Here is a 20,644-nt window from a genome sequence, read left to right as displayed (position 1 = left end):
TATCAGTGCAGACAGCAGCTTTTAAACTTCTTGCCGCTACCGCACGGACACGGATCGTTGCGCCCAACTTTCGCGCCATTTACGACCGGTTTTTGTGCGACAGGCTGCTGCGGATTCTCGACCCAGTAGTTGTACAAACGCAGCGCCGCAGGCTGGATGCCCTCAATACTGGCGGTGTATTCTTCTTCGGTCAGTTCATCCAGCTTGTCGCTGTTCTCTTCGGTACCGTGCAGAGCAATCACATCCAGATCGGCTTTCAGCTCTTGCGGTAATGATGACCAGTCGGTCAGCGCCACACCGCGCATGTAGCCGTAGCACCACTCTTCAACCACCGTGTAGCTCTGACCATCCACATCGTTAAAACCAAACATCGGTTCAAACTGTTCCGGATATTCGCTCAGTCGCTCGGCAATATCGTTCATATGCTTAAAGCAAAGGTCGATAAAGCGGTTCATTTCGCGATCGTTTTTCCAGCGTGGGATATATTTTTCGCCACCCCAGACAGCCACCAGCCATGCATCGGGTTCAACCACAACAGGGCCAGAAAGGACTGCGGTGAGCATACCGTCCAGTTCAGACACGTCGATAACTGACGCATCTTCATGCCCGTAAGAGATTAATGTCTCTTCCAGCCACGCCATTTCGCCTTCATTTAATGGGCCTTCCGTCATCGCTGACACTCCTGATAAAAAAGGAAAAGATCCTGGCATATATCGCACGCCATGCCTATCTGAAGTTTAGGTCTTTATTGGTGCAAAAAAGCACAAACCGTGACCATTGCACAACTTATGGGCATTCTTGTTAACGAGATGTGATCTCCGCTGTAATTTCATTGCGTCCCGCAAGGCGGCGTAAAACGGCACTCTATACTCAAACATGTCGCAGCCCGGTCAATGGGTTAACAATTCTGGCAACTATTTTGCTTGTTGTTTTGCGCGCGAATTTTGCGCAAGGAACCCTCGCCGTAATAAGCAGTATGTTGTCGTGTTTAGTGCATTTTGTTCTCGTTTTTGTTTTTGGATTGGCAACGCCGTCGGGCGTTCGGGCTTTAACCTCGTGCAAAAACCTCTTCGCTAAGGAACATAATAATGTCGCTGAAATTTATCAGAAGTCCTCTTTCTCTTGTGCTGGCAGGTTGTCTGGTGACCGCATTCTCCGCCCAGGCGGATATTGTTATTGGTGTCGCCGGACCGTTCACTGGCCCTAATGCCACGTATGGCGATCAGTACTGGCATGGTGCCACACAGGCAGCAGAAGACATTAACGCCGCAGGAGGGATCAACGGTGAGAAAATTAAGCTGGTTCAGGGCGATGACGCCTGCGAGCCTAAACAGGCCGTTGCGGTTGCTAACCGATTAGTCGACCAGGATAAAGTCAAAGCCGTTATTGGCCATTTCTGCTCCTCCTCAACCATGCCCGCCTCAGAGGTGTATAGCGATGCGGGGATTATTGCCATCACCCCTGGTTCAACCAACCCGCTTATCACTGAACGCGGCATGAGCGATATGTTCCGCATGTGCGGACGCGATGACCAGCAGGGTCTGGTTGCCAGCGATTTCATCATCGATAAGCTGAAAGCCAAACGGGTCGTCATCATTCACGATAAAGATACCTACGGTCAGGGGCTGGCAGATGCCACCAAAGCCGCGCTGGCAAAACGCGGTGTCCAGGATGTGATGTACGAAGGTTTATCGCGTGGTGAAAAAGACTTTAACGCCCTGGTCACCAAAATTGGTGCCCAGAAGCCAGACGTGGTGTTCTTCGGCGGCTGTCACCCGGAAGCCGGCCCGCTGGTGCGTCAGATGCGTGAGCAAGGTGTACAGGCCAAATTCTTCTCTGGCGACTGTATCGTCAATGAAGAGATGGTGACCGCCGCAGGTGGGCCGCAATACACCAACGGTATTTATATGACCTTCGGTAAAGATCCGCGTCTGATCCCGGATGGCAAAGCCGTTATCGAGAAATTCCGCGCAGGCAAATTTGAACCGGAAGGTTACACCCTTTACTCCTATGCCTCTGTGCAGGCCATTGCTGCGGCATTCAAAGCGACCGGTGGTACGGATTCCGCCAAAGCCAGCGAGTGGCTGAAAGCCAACCCGGTTGAAACCGTAATGGGTAAAAAAGCCTGGGACAGCAAAGGCGACCTGAAAGTGTCTGACTACGTTGTGTATCAGTGGGATGACAAAGGAAAATATAAGGAAGTGCAGTAACAGGACGGAGTCACGCTCAACGCCGGCAGGTCTTCTGCCGGCGCGAAATAAACATCAGGCTGCGCGGTTCGCGCGGCCTTTATAAAGAGCGCGCTAAGATGAGTACATTCTTCCTGCAACAATTAATCAATGGCCTAACACTCGGTTCTGTCTATGGATTGATCGCCATTGGTTACACCATGGTTTATGGCATTATCGGCATGATTAACTTCGCTCATGGCGAGGTGTATATGATTTCTGCCTATCTCTGCGCCATCGGCCTGGCGCTGCTGTCGTTCTTCGGTTTGCAATCGTTCCCCCTGCTCATTCTCGGCACACTGGTCTTTACCATTGTGGTGACGGGCGTGTATGGCTGGACGATAGAGCGCATTGCGTATAAACCGCTACGCAACTCCACCCGTTTAGCACCGCTGATTTCCGCCATCGGGATGTCACTCATCCTGCAAAACTACGCGCAAATCAGCCAGGGGCCGCGTCAGCAAGGGGTTCCCACTATGCTTGATGGCGTGCTCCGTTTCCATCTGGGTGATGGTTTTGTCCAGATAACCTATACCAAAGTCTTTATTCTGGTCGCCTCGTTCCTGGGAATGCTGTTGCTGACCTGGATAATCGGCAATACCCGCTTAGGACGCATGTGCCGCGCGGTTCAGCAGGATCGCAAAATGGCTTCGATCCTCGGGATCAACACAGACAGGATCATTTCACTGGTCTTTGTGATTGGCGCGGCAATGGCAGGCCTTGCCGGGGTGTTGATCACCATGAACTACGGCACGTTTGATTTTTACGCCGGGTTCGTCATTGGTATTAAGGCTTTTACCGCAGCGGTACTTGGGGGAATAGGTTCATTACCAGGCGCCATGCTCGGCGGGTTGATCCTCGGCGTCGCCGAAGCGCAGTTCTCCGGGATGGTGAACTCGGATTATAAAGATGTGTTCTCGTTTGGATTACTGGTGGTTATCCTGATTTTCCGCCCACAGGGACTGCTTGGCCGCCCTGTCGTGGCTAAAGTGTGAGGGAGAATGACATGACATCACACGCTGTGTCGTCTGACGGTTTCTCACTGAAGCGCTGTATCCTGGATACGATTTTCTCAGGCATGGTTGCGCTCATCATTTTCGGCCCGATCGTGGGTGTTGTTCTGGATGGTTACAGCTTTAACTTTGCGGGGCCCCGGCTGGCGTGGATTGTCGCCATCGTCATGGTCGGGCGGTTTATGCTCAGCGCCTTTTTAGGTACTCATGCCGGGATGCGTTTCTTGTCCCGTTTTGAAACGGATAACGCGGGCGTTTATGTTCGCCCGGCAGATTATAAAAGCCGGATGCGCTGGATTATCCCGCTGGTTATCGCGCTCGCCGTGTGCTTCCCCTTTGTCGCCACAAAGTACGTGTTGACCGTTGCCATTCTGGGCCTGATTTATGTGTTGCTCGGTCTTGGGCTGAATATTGTGGTGGGTCTGGCGGGGTTGCTGGATTTGGGGTATGTCGCCTTTTATGCCATTGGCGCTTATGGCCTGGCACTGGGGTATCAGTATCTTGGGCTGGGTTTCTGGTCCATGCTGCCGCTTGCCGCACTGATGGCCGCCGCCGCGGGTGCCTTGCTGGGCTTTCCGGTGCTGCGAATGCACGGGGATTACCTGGCGATTGTGACACTGGGGTTTGGAGAGATTATCCGCCTGATCCTCAATAACTGGCTGTCGTTCACCGGCGGTCCGAATGGTATCTCCGCCCCGCCGCCGACCTTTTTTGGCCTGGAATTTGGACGGCGCGCCAAAGAGGGAGGCGTCCCCTTCCATGAGTTTTTCCACCTGACCTATAACCCGAACCTGAAGTTTATCTTTATCTATGCAGTCCTCTTCCTGGTGGTGCTTCTGGTGCTGTACATCAAACATCGTCTGACACGGATGCCGATCGGCCGGGCATGGGAAGCGCTGCGCGAGGACGAGATTGCCTGCCGTTCAATGGGGCTAAATCATGTGCTGGTGAAGCTCTCGGCCTTTACTCTGGGTGCGTCCACCGCCGGGATTGCCGGGGTGTTCTTCGCGACTTATCAGGGTTTTGTGAATCCCACCTCGTTTACCTTTTTTGAGTCGGCGCTGATCCTCGCCATTGTGGTGCTGGGCGGTATGGGTTCGACCGTGGGCGTGGTGCTTGCCGCCTTTGTGCTTACCGTCACGCCGGAACTGTTGCGCAGCTTTGCGGAGTATCGCGTTCTGCTGTTTGGCATGTTGATGGTGGTCATGATGATCTGGCGACCGCGCGGCCTGATCCGCATTAACCGCAGCGGTTTTGCCGTACGTAAGGGAGTCGCGCCATGAACGGAACGATCTTAAGCGTTGAACATCTGATGATGCATTTTGGCGGTATTAAGGCGTTAAACGATGTCAATCTGGAGGTACAACGCGGTTCGATAACCGCCCTGATTGGGCCGAACGGTGCGGGTAAAACCACGGTATTTAACTGCCTGACCGGGTTCTATAAGGCATCCGGCGGCAACATTATGTTCAACACCCGCAGTAAAACCACCAATGTGATTCAGGTGCTGGGGCAAAAATTTCAGCCAGGCGACTGGATAAAACCGACGCAGTTGGGGCAGCGTCTTTTTTACAAGATGTTCGGTGGAACGCATCTGGTGAACCGCGCCGGGCTTGCCCGTACCTTTCAAAATATTCGGCTATTTCGGGAGATGTCGGTAGTGGAAAACCTGCTGGTCGCGCAGCACATGCAGGTAAACCGTAATCTGATTGCCGGTGTGCTTAATACCCCTGCCTATCGCCGGGCGGAAAGTGCAGCCCTGGACCGGGCCTTTTACTGGCTGGAGGTGGTGGATCTGGTGGATTGCGCCAACCGGCTGGCGGGCGAGATGTCTTACGGGCAGCAGCGTCGGCTGGAAATTGCGCGCGCCATGTGCACCGGGCCAGAGATGATTTGTCTGGACGAACCTGCCGCCGGGTTGAACCCGGTTGAAACCCGCACGCTCAGTAAAATCATCCGTTTTCTGCGCGATCATCACCAGATAACGGTGCTACTGATTGAACATGATATGGGGATGGTGATGGAGATTTCGGACGACATTATTGTGCTCGACCACGGTGATGTCATTGCTCAGGGAAAACCCGAGCAGATCCAGCACGATGAAAAAGTGATTGCCGCTTATCTGGGCACCGATGAGAGCGAGGTCAATATATGAGCGAGGCAATGCTGGAGTTTCGTGAAGTGGATGTGTTCTACGGCGTGATCCAGGCGTTAAAACAGGTTTCCTTGCAGGTTAACCCGGGGGAAACCGTGGCGCTGATTGGCGCGAACGGCGCGGGGAAATCCACTCTGCTGATGTCTATCTTCGGGCAGCCGCGCATCAGAAAGGGTCAAATCCTGTTTTGCGGGGATGATATCAGCCACCAGTCGACGCACTTCGTTGCCGCCGGCGGCATTGCACAGGCACCGGAAGGACGGCGTATTTTCCCGGATATGACGGTGGAAGAAAATCTGTTGATGGGGACTATCCCCATCGGCAATCAGTATGCCGCGCAGGATATGCAAAGCATGTTTGATCTGTTCCCGCGTCTGAAGGAGCGCCGCAAACAGCGCGCGATGACCATGTCCGGCGGGGAGCAACAAATGCTGGCCATCGCCCGGGCGCTGATGAGCCGGCCCAAGCTACTGCTGCTGGATGAACCGAGCCTGGGGTTAGCCCCTATCGTGGTGAAACAGATCTTCCAGACCCTGCGCGAACTGGCCCGCAACGGGATGACCATTTTCCTGGTGGAGCAAAATGCGCATCACGCGCTGAAGCTCTCTGACCGGGGTTATGTGATGGTCAACGGGCAAATCAGACTGAGCGGCAGCGGTGAGGAGCTGCTGGGGAATCAGGAGGTAAGGAAGGCTTATTTGGGCGGGGCGTAGCGATGCCTTAACAGGTGATTTCTTGCTGGTGATACCCGGATTGAGTTAATAGCCCTTCGCAAATCATGCAATGGGCTATCTCTTCAGTGGTGATAAAATGCAGGGCAGTGAATCGTCTTATTGCAGTCAGCTACGACTATGCCCTTCACGGTTAAGCAATGTCTCAGGGAATAGCGAACTTGCCACGCCAATTAACAGATATTCCAGAAACGTTAATCTTATTGGGCCAAATTCAGGCCATATACCTGTATTATTTTTGTTCCATGCTTTACACCAGAACCAGATATCCTGCTTTAATTGTGGCCGTTCCGCTGGATATGAAACAAACAGGCTTTCCGCCCAATGCTGATATTTTAATGTGACATACCTTGCATCGTGGCCTGGTAGTACAGATGCACTCAGATCCCCAATATGGTACTGGTAGTTATCCCCCCAACGGGCGAATTTATCTTTAACGCGAGCCACATCCTTTATATTGGCAGACACAGGGTTACTGCGTCCTTTGGATTCAGCTTTACCAATATAGAGCGGGATGACATCATCATTTTGACGTGTAAACATCATATAGATAAGACCATCATACTGTTCACTGTTGTGTTCAATATCCTTCAGCAGAATATTTGTTTCAGCAATCACCCGCGCTTCCATCGATTCACTTCGCGAGAGAATGCTTCTGGATAACGTCTTCCCTACCTGCCGGACGCGCACGATAGACTCATGGTCCGTATCGAACAGAAGTGTGCTGTTTTCTGTTATTTTCTGGTTGTGGCAGAAGGCATCCCATAATGCTTTACGTCGTCCAGTTACCTGCGGTTCTGTCATCTTTTTTGTTACCCTTACAAGCCCCTCACTTTTCATCAGATGATATCATCGTTAGATCCAGCAATCCGATGCAAGGCATAATCAATAATGAAAGCCAGTCAAAGTAGCTACGGCGTTATTACCCTGAATGCGGTAGAACTTATCAGGCAGCGATTCACACCTGTCGAAGCATGGAGCCAGGCGGTCGCAGGAAAAGAGAAAGCTTGCCCTAAATCAGCATTCCTTGGGTTATGCCAGTTTGGCTGGGTGAAAGATGTTCCCGCCGGAGAATACCTTTCTACGCGGGCATTAGCCGGGCCGAATAAGGATTATACGATCCGGGCAGCCCAGCTTTTGCTTGCAGAACCAGATGCAGATTATACCCCTCAGGCTTTGTGGACACTGAGCATAGCTGACTGTAGCCAGTTGCCAGCCAACCACAATCAGCAAATGAATGTCGTGCTTGCTCTCAAAGAGGCGGGATTGCTTATCGAGGGGACCGTGCCTTAGCAGGCGCGTACATGACATGAATTTCAGATACAAAAAAACCACCTTTCGGTGGTTTAACGACACTGCTTATCATTGATTTTATTCTTTATTTCCCATGGTAGCCGGAGTGGGACTTGAACCCACACAGCGCGAACGCCGAGGGATTTTAAATCCCTTGTGTCTACCGATTCCACCATCCGGCCAGGGAAGAAAGTGGAGGCGCGTTCCGGAGTCGAACCGGACTAGACGGATTTGCAATCCGCTACATAACCGCTTTGCTAACGCGCCTTAAATCTTTTGTCTCTCGACTCACACCCGCAATTGCCGATGTGTTTAATCTGGAGCGGGAAACGAGACTCGAACTCGCGACCCCGACCTTGGCAAGGTCGTGCTCTACCAACTGAGCTATTCCCGCATGTCACCAGGTAATTATATAATCACTTGATTTCATTATCGTCCGGCTAGCTGTGCCGCCGTTCGATGCGTTGCATTCTACTTATATGACGTTTTGAGTCAACGTTATTTTTTGCATCCCTGGATCGTTTGCTGAAATTTACGGCGAAACGATCACTGTTCAAGCAAATCCCCGCGCGCAGCATTCAAATATTGCAACATTGACCACAATGTCAGAACCGCAGCGACCCACAGCAAACCAATACCGGCCCACTCAACCCAGGCGTTAGGACGCCACAGCATCCAGACCAGCGCTGCCATTTGCGCCGTTGTTTTAACTTTACCGATCCACGACACAGCCACGCTGCTGCGTTTGCCCAGCTCCGCCATCCACTCGCGCAGCGCAGAAATAATAATCTCACGACCAATCATCGTCGCCGCAGGCAGTGTCACCCACCAGGTGTGATAGTGTTCGGCCACCAGCACCATGGCGATAGCCACCATGACTTTATCAGCAACCGGATCAAGGAATGCGCCAAAACGGGTGCTTTGGTTCCAGCGGCGAGCCAGATAACCATCGAACCAGTCAGTTACGGCAGCAACAAGGAAAATCAGTGCACACGCGAAAGGCGCCCAGACAACCGGCAGGTAAAACGCCAATACAAAGAACGGGATGAGCACGACGCGAAAGAGAGTGAGCAACGTAGGGATATTAAATCGCATAATGACGGTAACTGTCTGTTGTCAGTAAAATTTAGCTCTATGTTGCTACAGAGCCCTCAATGTTTCAACGAGTAGTAGATCTTTTCTGCCAGTGCTTGCGAAATACCCGGCACTTTTGCAATTTCCTCAACGCTCGCATTGAGTAATCCTTGCAATCCACCCATATACTTCAACAGCATCTGGCGACGTTTTGGACCCACGCCATCAATGGTTTCAAGTGTACTGGTGTTCTTCACTTTTGCCCGTTTTTTACGGTGTCCGCTGATCGCATGATCGTGGGACTCATCACGAATGTGCTGAATCACGTGCAGCGCAGGAGAATCCGGCGGCAAACTGAACCCCTCACCTTCAGGCTCGAAGAACAAGGTTTCCAGCCCCGCTTTACGATCCGCCCCTTTTGCGACCCCTAACAGCAACGGATGTTGTTTGTCCCAGGTCACGTCCAGCGATTCAAAAACAGCTTTCGCCTGACCAAGCTGCCCTTTGCCGCCGTCAATCAGGATAACATCCGGGATCTTGCTCTCTTCTATCGCTTTGCCATAACGACGACGCAGCACCTGATTCATGGCCGCGTAGTCATCGCCTGGCGTGATGCCGGTGATGTTATAGCGACGATACTCGGCCCGCACCGGACCGTTCGCATCAAACACCACACAGGACGCCACCGTCTGTTCACCCATCGTATGGCTGATGTCAAAACACTCCATACGCTTCACTTCAGGTAATTTCAGGAGCGTTGCCAGGGCGGTCAAGCGCTGGCTGACTGTCGACTGCTGCGAGAGCCTGGTGGTCAATGCCGTGGCGGCATTGGTTCGCGCCAGCTTGAGATAACGCGCGCGATCGCCGCGCGGTTTGGTCTGGACATTAACGCGTCGCCCGGCCAGCTCAGAAAGTGAATCGGCCAGCAGGGTTTTATCATCAAGATTGAAATCGAGCAGGATCTCAGAAGGCAGCGTACGCATCTGGCTGCCCTGGAGGTAGAACTGGCCCACAAAGGTTTCAACAACCTCGCCAAGCTCCGTACCTCCAGGCACTTTCGGGAAATAACTGCGGCTGCCGAGCACTTTGCCCTGGCGAATAAACAACACGTGAACGCAGGCCAGCCCGGCATCAAAGGCAACGCCGATCACATCAAGATCGTCACCCGTATTAGAAACAAACTGCTTCTCGGTCACCCTGCGCACGGCCTGGATCTGATCGCGAATGCGCGCAGCTTCTTCAAACTCCAGCGTGCTGCTGGCTTTTTCCATGCGGGCAATCAGCTGTGTCAGCACCTGATCGTCTTTTCCGGCTAAAAACAGGCGCACATACTCCACCTGCTGGGCATACTCTTCTTCCGTCACCAGGCCGGCAACGCATGGCCCCAGGCAGCGCCCAATCTGGTATTGCAGGCAGGGACGTGAGCGGTTGCGATATACGCTGTTCTCGCATTGACGAACCGGGAAGATTTTTTGCAGCAACGCCAGGGTTTCACGCACGGCGTACCCGTTAGGGAACGGACCAAAATATTCACCCTTCGCATGTTTTGCGCCACGGTGCATTGCCAGGCGTGGATGAGTATCACCGCTCAGAAAAATAAAAGGGTATGACTTGTCGTCACGCAACAACACGTTGTAGCGCGGCTGATAAAGTTTGATGTAGTTATGTTCGAGCAGCAGCGCTTCTGTCTCGGTGTGGGTCACAGTGACATCAATGCTGTTGATAAGCGCGACCAGCGCTTCGGTCTTACGGGAGGCTAGATTGCTGCGAAAATAACTGGAGAGACGCTTTTTAAGATCTTTCGCCTTCCCCACATAGATAACCGTACCGCCAGCGTCATACATCCGATAAACGCCTGGCTGGCTGGTAACGGTTTTCAGAAATGCTTTTGAATCGAACACATCACTCACTGGCTGGTTAAGGTTTCTGCATTACACAGACCATGGCGAATTGCCAGGTGAGTCAGTTCGACATCGCCGTGAATGTTCAGTTTACTGAACATTCGATAGCGGTAGCTGTTCACCGTTTTCGGGCTGAGATTCAACTGCTCTGAAATCTCATTCACCTTCTGGCCTTTGGTGATCATCAGCATAATCTGTAATTCGCGCTCAGACAAACAGGCGAATGGCGATTCTGTTTTGTCGGGTTCAATCTGGCTCAACGCCATTTGTTGAGCGATGTCCGACGCGATATAACGCTGACCAGCAAACACTGAACGGATAGCATTGACCACTTCCTGCGGAGCAGCACCTTTGCTGAGATACCCGGCAGCACCCGCCTGCATCACTTTGGCGGGCAACGGATTTTCAGTGTGTACTGTCAGCATGATGACTTTTGTATCAATAAAGGTACGGGCGATTTTACGCGTGGCTTCCAGTCCGCCAATACCGGGCATGTTCATATCCATCAACACGACGTCCGCCGAGTTAGTGCGACACCATTTAACGGCATCTTCACCACAGCAGGCTTCGCCGGCAACTTTGATACCTTTAATATCTTCAAGAATGCGTCGTATCCCTGCGCGCACCAGTTCGTGGTCATCAACAAGAAGGACGTTGATCAAAGGAAATGTCTCCAGAATAGGGATAACGCAACTGACTGCTAATTTGGTTTATATTAACGGTTTTCCTCACAAGATTAAAACGTTAAAAAACCCGCTATTCGATTTTGCTCTCGTTTTTGGAAATTAGCCTGTACACCAGGTGGAAAGAAACGCAGCGCTGACAGGGTTTATGAGGCTATTTTTAAGCATCTGTATTCAAAAGGTTACAAAACAACCCTAAAAAAACCTAAGAAAAAACAGAACTCAAATTTTTGTAACAATAATTAACGGCAGCGGTACCAACGTTAAACAATTAATTGCAGATAATCTGGCGTACAGATTACCGCCGTTTGTTGTTTACGCGAATAAACAAAAAGCGGAAAAGTACAAAAAACAACCACTGCATTTTTTGGTGCGGCTTGTGGTATACTCCGCGGCCTTAACTTTCATCGTCGCGCTCAAGCGCTGTTTTATAATGAGGAAAATAAATGAGCACACCTGAATTCGCCACTGCGGAGAATAACCAAGAACTGGCACAGGAAGTAACCTGCCTGAAAGCGCTATTGACGCTTATGCTACAGGCAATGGGTCAGGCTGACGCCGGTCGTGTGATCATTAAGATGGAAAAACAAATCGCGCAAATGGAAGACCAGGCTGAATCAGCGGTATTTGCCAATACGGTTAAGCAAATTAAACAAGCTTACCGCCAGTAAAAAAAAACGGCTGGATGCGTCGCATTCAGCCGTTTTCCTCGTCTGCCACGCAGAACGTCTTTTGCTTCAGATAAGCCCCGTCGCCGCCGCATAGCAGGCAATCTGCGTTTTGTTGGGTGCGTTGAATTTCTTCTGCATATTCTTCTGATGGAAGTTAACCGTATTCTCTGAGATTGAGAGAATAATTGCTATTTCCGCAGAGGTTTTGCCTTCCGCAGTCCACTTCAGAATTTCCCGCTCGCGTTTGCTGAATTTCATCTCAGGCGGCATTACCGTCTCGTGTTCAAATCGGAGTAAAGACGTTAAGGCCATTTGCACCAGCATTTGTAAGCGCAGTTCTATTTCTTCGCTGACGAAGGTATTCTCCACCAGACTAGTACGCGATACAGAAAGGAAACCCAGTGCATGATTGGGTAGCATCAGGCATTGTGTTATTCCCTTACGTAAGCCGTGGTCGCGTGCCCCATCCCATAATTCCTGAGCATCAGTGAATAATTCATCTGTCCAGGGTAAATGCCCCTGAACGAAATTCTCAGGTTTCAGCACCGGGTCAATGGCGAAATAATTCTCTGACTGATATTGCGCTATCCACTCTGCCGGGTAAGTGGTCTGCACAGAAATCTTAGGGCGTGTAAATGGCACTGGATGACGAACGCAGAGAGCGAAATAATCAAATTCTAGTTCCTGAGTTTGTCTCTGAAGTTCGAGATAAACCTCGTCGGCGGTTGTCATTTCCTGAAACCGGAGGAAGCATTTCCGACGCCATGTGAAAAAGTCTGTATCCTTCATACTTACTGAATGAAGCCTCTGATAAAGATAATCATTATTATGGTGAATATAAACTAACACATAAAACTTATTTAGATATACAAAATATCGGCTATATGACTGTTAACTTCAGTTTTAATACGGTTAATCCGAACTGTGCGGAATAAAAAATCAATACGAATGCGCTCAGGGGAGAATAATTTGCTCCAGGGGGAAAATCTGGAGCAAATTAGTGCAAAAATGCTACTGCATAAGGAATTTTTCAAGGAACTGGCGGGTACGCGGCTGTTGTGGGTTAGCAAATAAGCTCTTTGCAAGCCCCTGTTCTACAATTCGCCCCTGATCCATGAATATAGCCCGGTCAGCCACATCCCTGGCGAAGCTCATCTCATGCGTCACGATAACCATTGTCCGTTTCTCTTTCGCCAGCTGGCGGATAGTGTTGAGCACCTCCCCCACCAGCTCAGGATCAAGCGCGGAGGTAGGTTCATCAAACAGGATCACATCAGGGCGCATGGCCAAGGCGCGGGCGATGGCGACACGCTGCTGCTGGCCGCCCGACAAACGACGCGGGTAGCTGGTCTCCTTCCCGGCAAGCCCCACTTTCGCCAGCAGTTCGCGAGCGCGGGCTGTAGCTTCGTCTTTAGGCTCACCTTTTACAATAACCGGCCCTTCGATAATGTTTTCCAGCACCGTCCGGTGCGGGAAAAGATTAAAGCTCTGAAAGACAAACCCGACATGCTGACGCAGGCGGCGGATTAGCCCTTTCTGCTGGTTAATGGACTTCCCGGTGTCGATGGTGATATCACCCACGCGAATAGTTCCACCTTCCGGTTGCTCCAGCAGATTGATACTGCGCAACAGCGTGGTTTTCCCGGAGCCGCTTGGCCCGATAATCGCTACCACTTCCCCTTGCTCAACTTCAAGGTCGATACCGTGCAGTACCGTCTGTCCGTGGAATTTTTTCACCAGGTTTTTGACGTCGATAGCACTCATTTCGGATCACGCTCCTGGCGGTTAAGCTGGTTTTCAAAATAGTTTTGCAGTGCAGACAGTACCGTCGCCATCACCCAGTAAATCAGCGAGGCCGCCAGATACATGGTGAACACTTCGAGTGTACGCGAGGTAATAAGCTGCGCCTGGCGGAACAGCTCGGGCACCTGGATAGTCGCCGCCAGCGAGGTGTCTTTCACCAGGCTGATAAAGCTGTTGCTGAGCGGCGGGAGCGCCACGCGTGCCGCCTGCGGCAGAATTGCCCTGCGCAGCGTCTGCCACGGCGTCATACCGATACTGGCCGCTGCTTCCCATTGGCCTTTATCAATAGAGGAAATCGCCGCGCGCAGAGTTTCCGAGGTATAGGCCGCGGTATTCAGCGACAACCCGATCATCGCCGCCGGGATCGGATCAAGCTCAATCCCAAACTGCGGTAAACCGTAGTAGATCATAAAGAGCTGGGCGATAAGCGGCGTTCCGCGAAAGACAGAGATATAAAAACGCGCCAGCCAGCGCACCGGCCCTACCGGCGACATCCGCATCAATGCCAGCAAAAACCCCAGCATCAGGCCAAAGAACATCCCGCCGATACTGAGCTGTAATGTAAATACCGCGCCTTTAAGCAGGAACGGCAACGAATCAATAACCAGTTGAATACTTTCTTGCATTATTATTTTTCGACCTGATGTTTAGACATGAGGATGGTAGGCAAACAACGCGGGTGCCCCGCCAGTGTGAACAAATAAGATCGGGCCTTCATCCTTAAAGCGTTTCTGCGCAACACCGTCGATAAGCCCTGCCATTGCCTTGCCGGTATAAACCGGGTCAAGCAGGATGCCTTCCAGGCGCGCCAGCAATTTTACCGCTTCCATGCCTTCTTCATTTGGCGTGCCGTAGCCTGGGGCAAAGTAGTCATCCCAGAGAATAATATCGGCCTTCGCCTGAAGTTCGAGCTGCTCTGCCACCGCCTGCTGCAAGGTCACCACTTTCGGTTTTTGATCGGCAACGCTTCGGGAAACCGTCACACCAATCAGCTCAGCGTCGGGCATCAGTTGCTCCAGACCTACCGCCAGCCCGGCGTGTGTTCCTGCGCTGCCAGAGGCGACCACCACCGAAGACAAATTAACTGCGCCTTCACACTGCTGAGCAATCTCCAGCGCGCTTTCCACATAGCCCAGCGCCCCCAGCGCATTCGAGCCACCCACCGGAATAACATACGGACGAAAACCCTGCGCTTCCAGGCGCGTAGCCAGCTCATCAAGCTGTGCCGTCGGGTTGGTCAACGCATCACACATTTCGACCTGGGTATTAAACAAGTCCAGCAGCAGGCGGTTACCGTTGGTCAGGTAATTTTCTGCGCGCGTGCCAATTGGGTTTTCCAGCAGAGCGACACAATGCAGGCCCAGTTTTGCCGCCACGGCTGCCGTCTGACGTACATGGTTGGACTGAATCGCCCCGGCGGTCACCAGCGTATCCGCCCCTTCGCGCAGCGCATCTGCGGCCAAAAACTCCAGCTTGCGCAGCTTATTGCCGCCCATCGCCATTGGCGTCACATCGTCACGTTTAATAAAAATATCGCGCCCTAAATAATCAGAAAATCGCGGTAAATACTCCAGCGGCGTGGGTGCGCCAATGAACTCCAGGCGTGGGAAGCGCGTTAAATTTTGCAGTGACATGGATCCTCCGGTAACGCTGTCTTTAATAGATACTTTTTATTATGCACGCAGACGCGTAAGAAATAAAAAAGGCGCTTTTAAAAGCGCCTTTTTTTTACAGCCAACGACTTATTTCGTGACGTCAGCACCGAACCACTTCTCGGAGAGCGCCTTCAGGCTGCCATCCTTTTGCATGTCGGCGATGGCCGCATCAATGGCTTTCACCAGATCGTCGTTGCCTTTACGCACCGCAATACCTGACTCCTGACGAGAGAACGCATCACCCGCTACGGCCAGGGTGTTGTTGGTTTTCTTCACCAGATCCAGCGCCGCCAGGCGGTCAACCAGGATGGCATCGATACGACCAACACGCAGATCCTGGTATTTAGTTGGGTCATCATCATAGGTACGGATATCAACGCCCTGCACGTTCTGGCGCAACCACTCTTCGTAGTTCGTCCCCAGACCAACACCCACTTTTTTACCTTTCAGGTCAGCAGCAGTTTTGATGCTGCCTTCGTTACCTTTCTTCACCAGCGCCTGGATGCCCGACACGGTATATGGCGTAGAGAAGTCATACTTCTTCTTACGCTCATCAGAAATGGTCACCTGGTTAATCACCACGTCGATACGTTTAGAATCCAGCGATGCCAGCATCCCGTCCCATTTGGTCGGTTTGAGCGATGCTTTCACGCCAAGATGTTTCGCCAGCTCTTCGGCAAACTCCACTTCGAAACCGGTCAGTTTTCCGTCATCGCCCTGGAAGCTGAACGGAGGATAGGTTCCTTCCAGCCCAACCAACAGCGTGCCGCGTTCTTTGACTTTATTCAGCAGATTTTCCGCCGCGAACGTTTTCACGCTCATGCCAGCGACCAGCGCAACTGCCATTACACCCATCAGCGCCTGACGACCCAGAAGTGCTAATTTCATAATTACCCCGATATAGTGGAATTTTTGAGTAGTGTAGTGAATTCGCCTGCAACGTCAAAGGCGGCTACGCTACATCTTATTCTTTTTTAATATATATCAGAAGTTGTCTCTGCGTGGACTTTCTGCTTCCCCACACCCGGCATTTGTACCTTATATTGCGCGTACTTGCGCAGTGCAATGCGGTAGTTATTGGTGCTGGTTGCAGGCAACCACGGCTCCAGATTTTCATCAAGATAGCCGGTCTTAAGCAGATCACGAGAAATGTTATGCACGGTCAGATGCTGGCCAAGGCGACGCAGGCGAACCACATATTCGCGCACGGTGCCGTGACTCATCTCCGTTTGTTCAAACAGGAATTGTTTGAAGCCGATAATGTCGAAGAAGTCGCTTTGCTCTTTGCAGTGTAAATCGCCACAGAAACGGCAAAGCGCCACCCACTCTTTTTGCTCTTCAAACCATGCTGATTCATCCATCAACGTGTCGAGGCGAGAGATCGCAATTTTGTTAACGATTTCGCCACGACGAACCAGCGTGATACGGTCGAGTAATTTATTACAGTGGGCGCAATGCGTCTGGCTGTGTTTAAAGTCTTTCAGGTAGCGGCTTAGAGGCCGTCTTTTTGATTGCTGCACCGTCATGATAACTCCTGGTTGTCAATACGTTGTGCGGCATTTCTCAGGTGAATCAATCACCTATAACTTACCCAGCTTAGTACGTAAGCGCTTAATGGCCTGGCTGTGCAGCTGGCTGACCCGCGACTCGCCCACTTCAAGAACAGCGCCAATCTCTTTGAGGTTGAGCTCTTCCTGATAATAGAGGGTCAACACCAGTTGTTCACGTTCTGGTAAAGCTTCAATAGCTTCCATTACGCGATGGCGTAAATTACCTTCCATTAAATGGTGTAACGGGTTTTCTTGCTGGTGTTCATCTGTTACCAGCTCGATGCTATCGCCATGCTCTTCACGCCACTCATCATAAGAGAAGAGTTGGCTATTATTGGTATCGAGCAACATCTGACGATACTCTTCAACAGCAATGCCAAGACGTTCCGCTACTTCAGTTTCCGTCGCGTTGCGTCCCAGTTCCTGTTCCAGCTGCCCCATCGCATGTGCCACTTCGCGTGCGTTGCGGCGAACACTGCGCGGCACCCAGTCACGGCTGCGCAGCTCGTCCAGCATCGCACCACGAATACGCTGTACTGCGTAAGTCGTAAATGCCGTTCCTTGCAGAGCGTCGTATCGGTCAACTGCATTCAATAACCCGATACCGCCCGCCTGTAGCAGATCGTCCAGTTCCACGCTCGCCGGCAAACGCACCTGGAGGCGCAATGCTTCGTGACGCACCAGCGGAACATAACGCTGCCACAGCGAGTGTTTATCCATTACACCATCAGCGGTATAGAGTGAATTCACGATAAACAGCCCTGCGTTAATTGAGTTATCGGCATGATTATCCGATTCTGCAGGGGTTTTAATTGGGTGAATAGTGGGTGAAATGAGGGGTTATTTGGGGGTTACGAATGAATTCGAGCGGAAAAAAACCCCGCCGAAGCGGGGTTTGTGCGTAATCAGGCGATTAGCCCTGCAGCAGAGACAGAACCTGCTGAGGAACCTGGTTAGCTTTGGACAGCACGGAGTTACCAGCCTGCTGGATGATCTGCGCTTTAGACATATTTGACACTTCGGTCGCATAGTCGGCGTCCTGAATACGGGACTGCGCTTCAGACAGGTTAGTGGTGGTGTTGTTCAGGTTGGTTACAGCAGAGCTCAGACGGTTCTGTACCGCACCCAGAGAAGAACGGAATTTATCAACAGAAGCGATAGCTTTGTCCAGCAGAGCCAGTGGATCTGCGGTAGAAACACCAGTGAACTCGCCAGCGGTGTTCAGGGTCACTGCTTCAGCAACACCAGTAGTACCGCCTGCGCCACCGTTAACAATAGAAGCTGCGCTCAGGGAGTAGTTTTTACCCTGAACTTCGGTGTAACCTTGAGCAGCACCAGTAGCATCAGCACCAACTTTAACTGCAACGCCAGTCAGAGTACCAGTACCACCGTTTGCATCAGTGTAAGTAACGTTTGCAGTGTTCAGGGAAACTGCACCGGTAGCATCAGCAACAGATACTGCATAGTTATCGGAGCCAGAAGATACAACGTAAGTTGCAGTCGCTGCACCGGTAGAGTCCTGCACGTTGTGCAGAGTCAGGGTGCTTGCGTCCACACCCAGAGAAGTTGCAACTGCGCTCAGGTCAACATCTTTCAGAGAGCCGCTTGCGCCAACCTGAGTGATAGAATCGCTCAGTTTCAGTGCATTGTTAGAAACAGAGAAGCCGCCCAGGCCCAGAGTAGAAGAGTCGATTTTCTGCAGGTCGATGTTGATGGTCTGGCCATCGTTCGCGCCAACCTGAATCGCCATAGAACCGTTTTTAGCCAGTACGTTCACGCCGTTGAACTGAGTCTGACCAGATACGCGGTCGATTTCAGACAGACGGGATTTGATTTCGTCCTGGATTGAAGACAGGTCAGAATCGGAGTTAGTACCGGTAGTTGCCTGAACAGTCAGTTCACGAACACGCTGTAAGTTGTTGTTGATTTCAGACAGTGCGCCTTCAGTGGTCTGTGCCAGAGAGATACCGTCGTTTGCGTTACGCGCAGCCTGAGTCAGACCTTTGATGTTAGAAGTGAAGCGGTTAGCAATCGCCTGGCCCGCAGCGTCATCTTTAGCGCTGTTGATGCGCAGACCGGAAGACAGACGCTCGATAGAAGAAGACAGAGCAGACTGGTTCTTGTTGATGTTGTTCTGAGTGATCAGCGAGAGGCTGTTGGTATTAATGACTTGTGCCATGATTTCGTTTCCTGTTGTTCATCAAATCTGTTTGGTTAGATTTGGGTTTCCACCCTTCGGCTTCATCGCCGTCAAAGGTGTTATCGTCTGGTCCAAAACAACCTTTAGATTTTTTTTCAGGATCTCGTTATTTTTTTTAGCCACAGAAATACTCTTCTCTATTAGCGTTATTCCCGCCATTAAAAAAAAAGAATTAACCGTAAACTTTCCCCTGATGAGGCCGATAACCCCAGTATTCGTTCTACGTGTCGATACATTAAGGAATAAATATGGCAAGTATTTCAACGCTGGGTGTGGGCTCGGGTCTGCAATTAAGCGATATTCTGGACAGCCTGACAGCCGCAGAAAAAACGCAGCTGACCCCGATTTCAAATCAGCAGTCGTCTTATACAGCCAAGCTGAGCGCTTACGGCACCTTAAGTAGCGCTGTGTCAGCATTCCAGACGGCAAACACCGCGCTGAATAAAGCCGACCTGTTTACTGCAACCAGCACGTCGAGCAGCTCCACTGCGTTTAGCGCCACCACAACCGGTAGCGCTATTGCGGGTAAATACACCATTAGCGTGTCACAGCTGGCACAAGCCCAGACGCTGACAACCAAAAGCACGCAGACCGATACCAAAACGGCTATCGCCTCGGCCGACAGCAAAATCACCTTTACCGCGGGCAACGGAAAAGACCCGGTGAGTGTGGATATCAGCGCTGCGAACTCGTCGCTGTCGGGCATTCGTGATGCCATCAACAAGGCGGATGCCGGCGTAACAGCCAGTATTATCAACGTCGGCAATGGTCAGTATCGTCTGTCTATCACCTCTACCGAAACCGGTTCTGATAATGCGGTAAGCGTCAGCGTAAGCGGTGACAGCGCCCTGCAATCCTTTATGGGTTACAACGGCACCAGCACTGATGCCAGCAACGGCATGACCGAAAGTGTGACTGCGCAAAACGCAAAATTGAAAGTGAATAACGTTGATATCGAAAACAGCAGCAACACCATCAGTGATGCGCTGGAAGATATCACGCTGAACCTGAATGACGTCACCTCCGGCAACCAGACGCTGACTATCTCAAAAGATACGTCTAAAGCGGAAACTGCACTGAAAGCCTGGGTAGATGCCTATAACACCCTTCAGGACAGCTTTGCGTCGTTAACCAAATATACTGCCGTTGATGCGGGCACCAGCTCACAGGATTCCAGCAACGGCGCACTGCTTGGCGACAGCACGCTGCGTACTATTCAGACTCAGCTGAAAAGCCTGCTCACAAACTCTGCGGGCGGAACGTCATATAAATCTTTAACCCAGCTTGGCATTACCAGTGATCCATCGACAGGTAAATTGTCGCTGGATAGCACCAAACTGGAAACTGCCCTGACAAACAACCCATCGGCCGTGAAAGATCTGGTTGTGGGTGACGGTAAAACGACCGGCATCACCACCACCATGGCGACCAAACTGACTGACTGGCTTTCAACGAAAGGCATCATTCAGGCTGCAAAAGATGGCGTCAGTAAAACGCTGAACAATTTGACCGACCAGTACAACGCTGTAAGCACGCGTATTGATGCCACCGTGGCACAGTACAAGGCCCAGTTTACCCAGCTGGACGTACTGATGACGTCACTGAATAACACCAGCAGCTACCTGACTCAGCAGTTCGATACTTCATCGTCCAGTAGCAAAAGCTAATCACACCCGAGGGGGATAAC

Annotated in this window: 22 protein-coding genes and 3 tRNA genes; 9 read left to right on the top strand and 16 right to left on the bottom strand. The window is 51.5% G+C overall.

Features of this window, described 5'->3' with window-relative positions; translation table 11 throughout:
* Window positions 1–2 precede the first annotated feature (2 nt).
* Complete coding sequence (locus ACS603_RS00900) at window positions 3–671, bottom strand: YecA/YgfB family protein (protein ID WP_182061550.1); 669 nt, start codon at window positions 669–671, stop codon at window positions 3–5.
* Between the two features lie 417 nt (window positions 672–1,088).
* On the opposite strand from ACS603_RS00900, the gene ACS603_RS00895 reads away from it, so the two are divergent.
* From ACS603_RS00895 to ACS603_RS00875, 5 genes are all read left to right on the top strand, one after another.
* Complete coding sequence (locus ACS603_RS00895; protein WP_182061551.1) at window positions 1,089–2,210, top strand: branched-chain amino acid ABC transporter substrate-binding protein; 1,122 nt, start codon at window positions 1,089–1,091, stop codon at window positions 2,208–2,210.
* 98 nt (window positions 2,211–2,308) lie between these two features.
* Entirely contained in the window at window positions 2,309–3,223 is a 915-nt protein-coding gene (locus ACS603_RS00890; RefSeq protein ID WP_182061552.1) for an ABC transporter permease subunit, read from the top strand.
* A gap of 11 nt (window positions 3,224–3,234) precedes the next feature.
* Window positions 3,235–4,524 (top strand): high-affinity branched-chain amino acid ABC transporter permease LivM, encoded by a 1,290-nt coding sequence (gene livM / locus ACS603_RS00885; RefSeq protein WP_182061553.1) that lies wholly within the window; start codon window positions 3,235–3,237, stop codon window positions 4,522–4,524.
* Window positions 4,521–5,396, top strand: a complete 876-nt coding sequence (locus tag ACS603_RS00880) for an ATP-binding cassette domain-containing protein (RefSeq protein ID WP_474943600.1) — start codon at window positions 4,521–4,523, stop codon at window positions 5,394–5,396. The genes livM and ACS603_RS00880 overlap by 4 nt, the downstream gene beginning before the upstream one ends.
* Window positions 5,393–6,109, top strand: a complete 717-nt coding sequence (locus ACS603_RS00875) for an ABC transporter ATP-binding protein (RefSeq protein WP_182061555.1) — start codon at window positions 5,393–5,395, stop codon at window positions 6,107–6,109. The genes ACS603_RS00880 and ACS603_RS00875 overlap by 4 nt, the downstream gene beginning before the upstream one ends.
* 126 nt (window positions 6,110–6,235) lie before the next feature.
* Here ACS603_RS00875 and ACS603_RS00870 read toward each other — a convergent pair whose 3' ends face one another.
* The gene (locus ACS603_RS00870) at window positions 6,236–6,931 is read right to left on the bottom strand and encodes a hypothetical protein (RefSeq protein ID WP_182061556.1); all 696 of its coding nucleotides are present in this window, start codon (window positions 6,929–6,931) and stop codon (window positions 6,236–6,238) included.
* Window positions 6,932–7,018: 87 nt separating this feature from the next.
* On the opposite strand from ACS603_RS00870, the gene ACS603_RS00865 reads away from it, so the two are divergent.
* Window positions 7,019–7,420 carry a DUF6979 family protein gene (locus ACS603_RS00865; protein WP_182061557.1) on the top strand — a complete coding sequence of 134 codons (402 nt, stop codon included), beginning with the start codon at window positions 7,019–7,021 and terminating at the stop codon, window positions 7,418–7,420.
* Between the two features lie 95 nt (window positions 7,421–7,515).
* Here ACS603_RS00865 and ACS603_RS00860 read toward each other — a convergent pair.
* The 6 genes from ACS603_RS00860 to uvrY all read right to left on the bottom strand — a co-directional run bounded on the left by ACS603_RS00860 (window position 7,516) and on the right by uvrY (window position 11,057).
* A tRNA-Leu gene (locus ACS603_RS00860) sits at window positions 7,516–7,602 on the bottom strand.
* 11 nt (window positions 7,603–7,613) lie between these two features.
* A tRNA-Cys gene (locus ACS603_RS00855) sits at window positions 7,614–7,687 on the bottom strand.
* A 51-nt stretch (window positions 7,688–7,738) separates the two neighbouring features.
* A tRNA-Gly gene (locus ACS603_RS00850) sits at window positions 7,739–7,814 on the bottom strand.
* A gap of 152 nt (window positions 7,815–7,966) precedes the next feature.
* Window positions 7,967–8,515 (bottom strand): CDP-diacylglycerol--glycerol-3-phosphate 3-phosphatidyltransferase, encoded by a 549-nt coding sequence (gene pgsA, locus ACS603_RS00845; RefSeq protein WP_006176115.1) that lies wholly within the window; start codon window positions 8,513–8,515, stop codon window positions 7,967–7,969.
* Window positions 8,516–8,571: 56 nt separating this feature from the next.
* Window positions 8,572–10,404: an excinuclease ABC subunit UvrC gene (uvrC, locus tag ACS603_RS00840; protein WP_315686080.1), complete on the bottom strand. Its 1,833-nt coding sequence runs from the start codon at window positions 10,402–10,404 to the stop codon at window positions 8,572–8,574.
* Window positions 10,401–11,057 (bottom strand): UvrY/SirA/GacA family response regulator transcription factor, encoded by a 657-nt coding sequence (uvrY, locus tag ACS603_RS00835; protein ID WP_182061559.1) that lies wholly within the window; start codon window positions 11,055–11,057, stop codon window positions 10,401–10,403. Before uvrY ends, uvrC begins: the two co-directional genes overlap by 4 nt.
* A 391-nt stretch (window positions 11,058–11,448) precedes the next feature.
* On the opposite strand from uvrY, the gene ACS603_RS00830 reads away from it, so the two are divergent.
* Together ACS603_RS00830 and ACS603_RS00825 are read left to right on the top strand one after the other, a co-directional pair.
* Entirely contained in the window at window positions 11,449–11,538 is a 90-nt protein-coding gene (locus tag ACS603_RS00830) for a hypothetical protein (protein WP_474943599.1), read from the top strand.
* A complete protein-coding gene (locus ACS603_RS00825; protein WP_182061560.1) occupies window positions 11,525–11,749 on the top strand; it encodes a DUF2594 family protein in 225 nt (74 codons plus the stop codon). The genes ACS603_RS00830 and ACS603_RS00825 overlap by 14 nt, the downstream gene beginning before the upstream one ends.
* Before the next feature lie 66 nt (window positions 11,750–11,815).
* On the opposite strand, the gene sdiA is transcribed toward ACS603_RS00825, so the two are convergent.
* The 8 genes from sdiA to ACS603_RS00785 all read right to left on the bottom strand — a co-directional run bounded on the left by sdiA (window position 11,816) and on the right by ACS603_RS00785 (window position 18,936).
* On the bottom strand, window positions 11,816–12,538 hold the full coding sequence (gene sdiA, locus ACS603_RS00820) for a quorum-sensing transcriptional regulator SdiA (protein WP_182061561.1): 723 nt from the start codon (window positions 12,536–12,538) through the stop codon (window positions 11,816–11,818).
* A gap of 222 nt (window positions 12,539–12,760) precedes the next feature.
* Window positions 12,761–13,513 (bottom strand): L-cystine ABC transporter ATP-binding protein TcyN, encoded by a 753-nt coding sequence (gene tcyN, locus ACS603_RS00815; RefSeq protein WP_474943598.1) that lies wholly within the window; start codon window positions 13,511–13,513, stop codon window positions 12,761–12,763.
* Window positions 13,510–14,178, bottom strand: coding sequence for a cystine ABC transporter permease (gene tcyL, locus ACS603_RS00810; protein WP_182061563.1), 669 nt, complete (start codon window positions 14,176–14,178; stop codon window positions 13,510–13,512). The genes tcyN and tcyL overlap by 4 nt, the downstream gene beginning before the upstream one ends.
* 21 nt (window positions 14,179–14,199) lie before the next feature.
* A complete protein-coding gene (gene dcyD / locus ACS603_RS00805) occupies window positions 14,200–15,186 on the bottom strand; it encodes a D-cysteine desulfhydrase (RefSeq protein ID WP_474943597.1) in 987 nt (328 codons plus the stop codon).
* A gap of 108 nt (window positions 15,187–15,294) precedes the next feature.
* On the bottom strand, window positions 15,295–16,095 hold the full coding sequence (tcyJ, locus tag ACS603_RS00800; protein WP_182061565.1) for a cystine ABC transporter substrate-binding protein: 801 nt from the start codon (window positions 16,093–16,095) through the stop codon (window positions 15,295–15,297).
* Between the two features lie 86 nt (window positions 16,096–16,181).
* Window positions 16,182–16,733 (bottom strand): flagella biosynthesis regulatory protein FliZ, encoded by a 552-nt coding sequence (gene fliZ, locus ACS603_RS00795; RefSeq protein WP_182061566.1) that lies wholly within the window; start codon window positions 16,731–16,733, stop codon window positions 16,182–16,184.
* A 54-nt stretch (window positions 16,734–16,787) separates the two neighbouring features.
* Window positions 16,788–17,507 (bottom strand): RNA polymerase sigma factor FliA, encoded by a 720-nt coding sequence (locus ACS603_RS00790; protein ID WP_014070758.1) that lies wholly within the window; start codon window positions 17,505–17,507, stop codon window positions 16,788–16,790.
* A gap of 163 nt (window positions 17,508–17,670) precedes the next feature.
* Complete coding sequence (locus ACS603_RS00785; RefSeq protein WP_474943596.1) at window positions 17,671–18,936, bottom strand: FliC/FljB family flagellin; 1,266 nt, start codon at window positions 18,934–18,936, stop codon at window positions 17,671–17,673.
* A 269-nt stretch (window positions 18,937–19,205) separates the two neighbouring features.
* Between ACS603_RS00785 and fliD the strand changes: the two genes are divergently transcribed.
* Entirely contained in the window at window positions 19,206–20,624 is a 1,419-nt protein-coding gene (gene fliD / locus ACS603_RS00780; protein WP_315686082.1) for a flagellar filament capping protein FliD, read from the top strand.
* The last annotated feature ends 20 nt before the right edge of the window (window positions 20,625–20,644 follow it).

The sequence above is a fragment of the Enterobacter sp. Li2LvB3 genome, from assembly GCF_056156645.1.
This window is presented reverse-complemented; position numbering and strand designations above follow the sequence as displayed.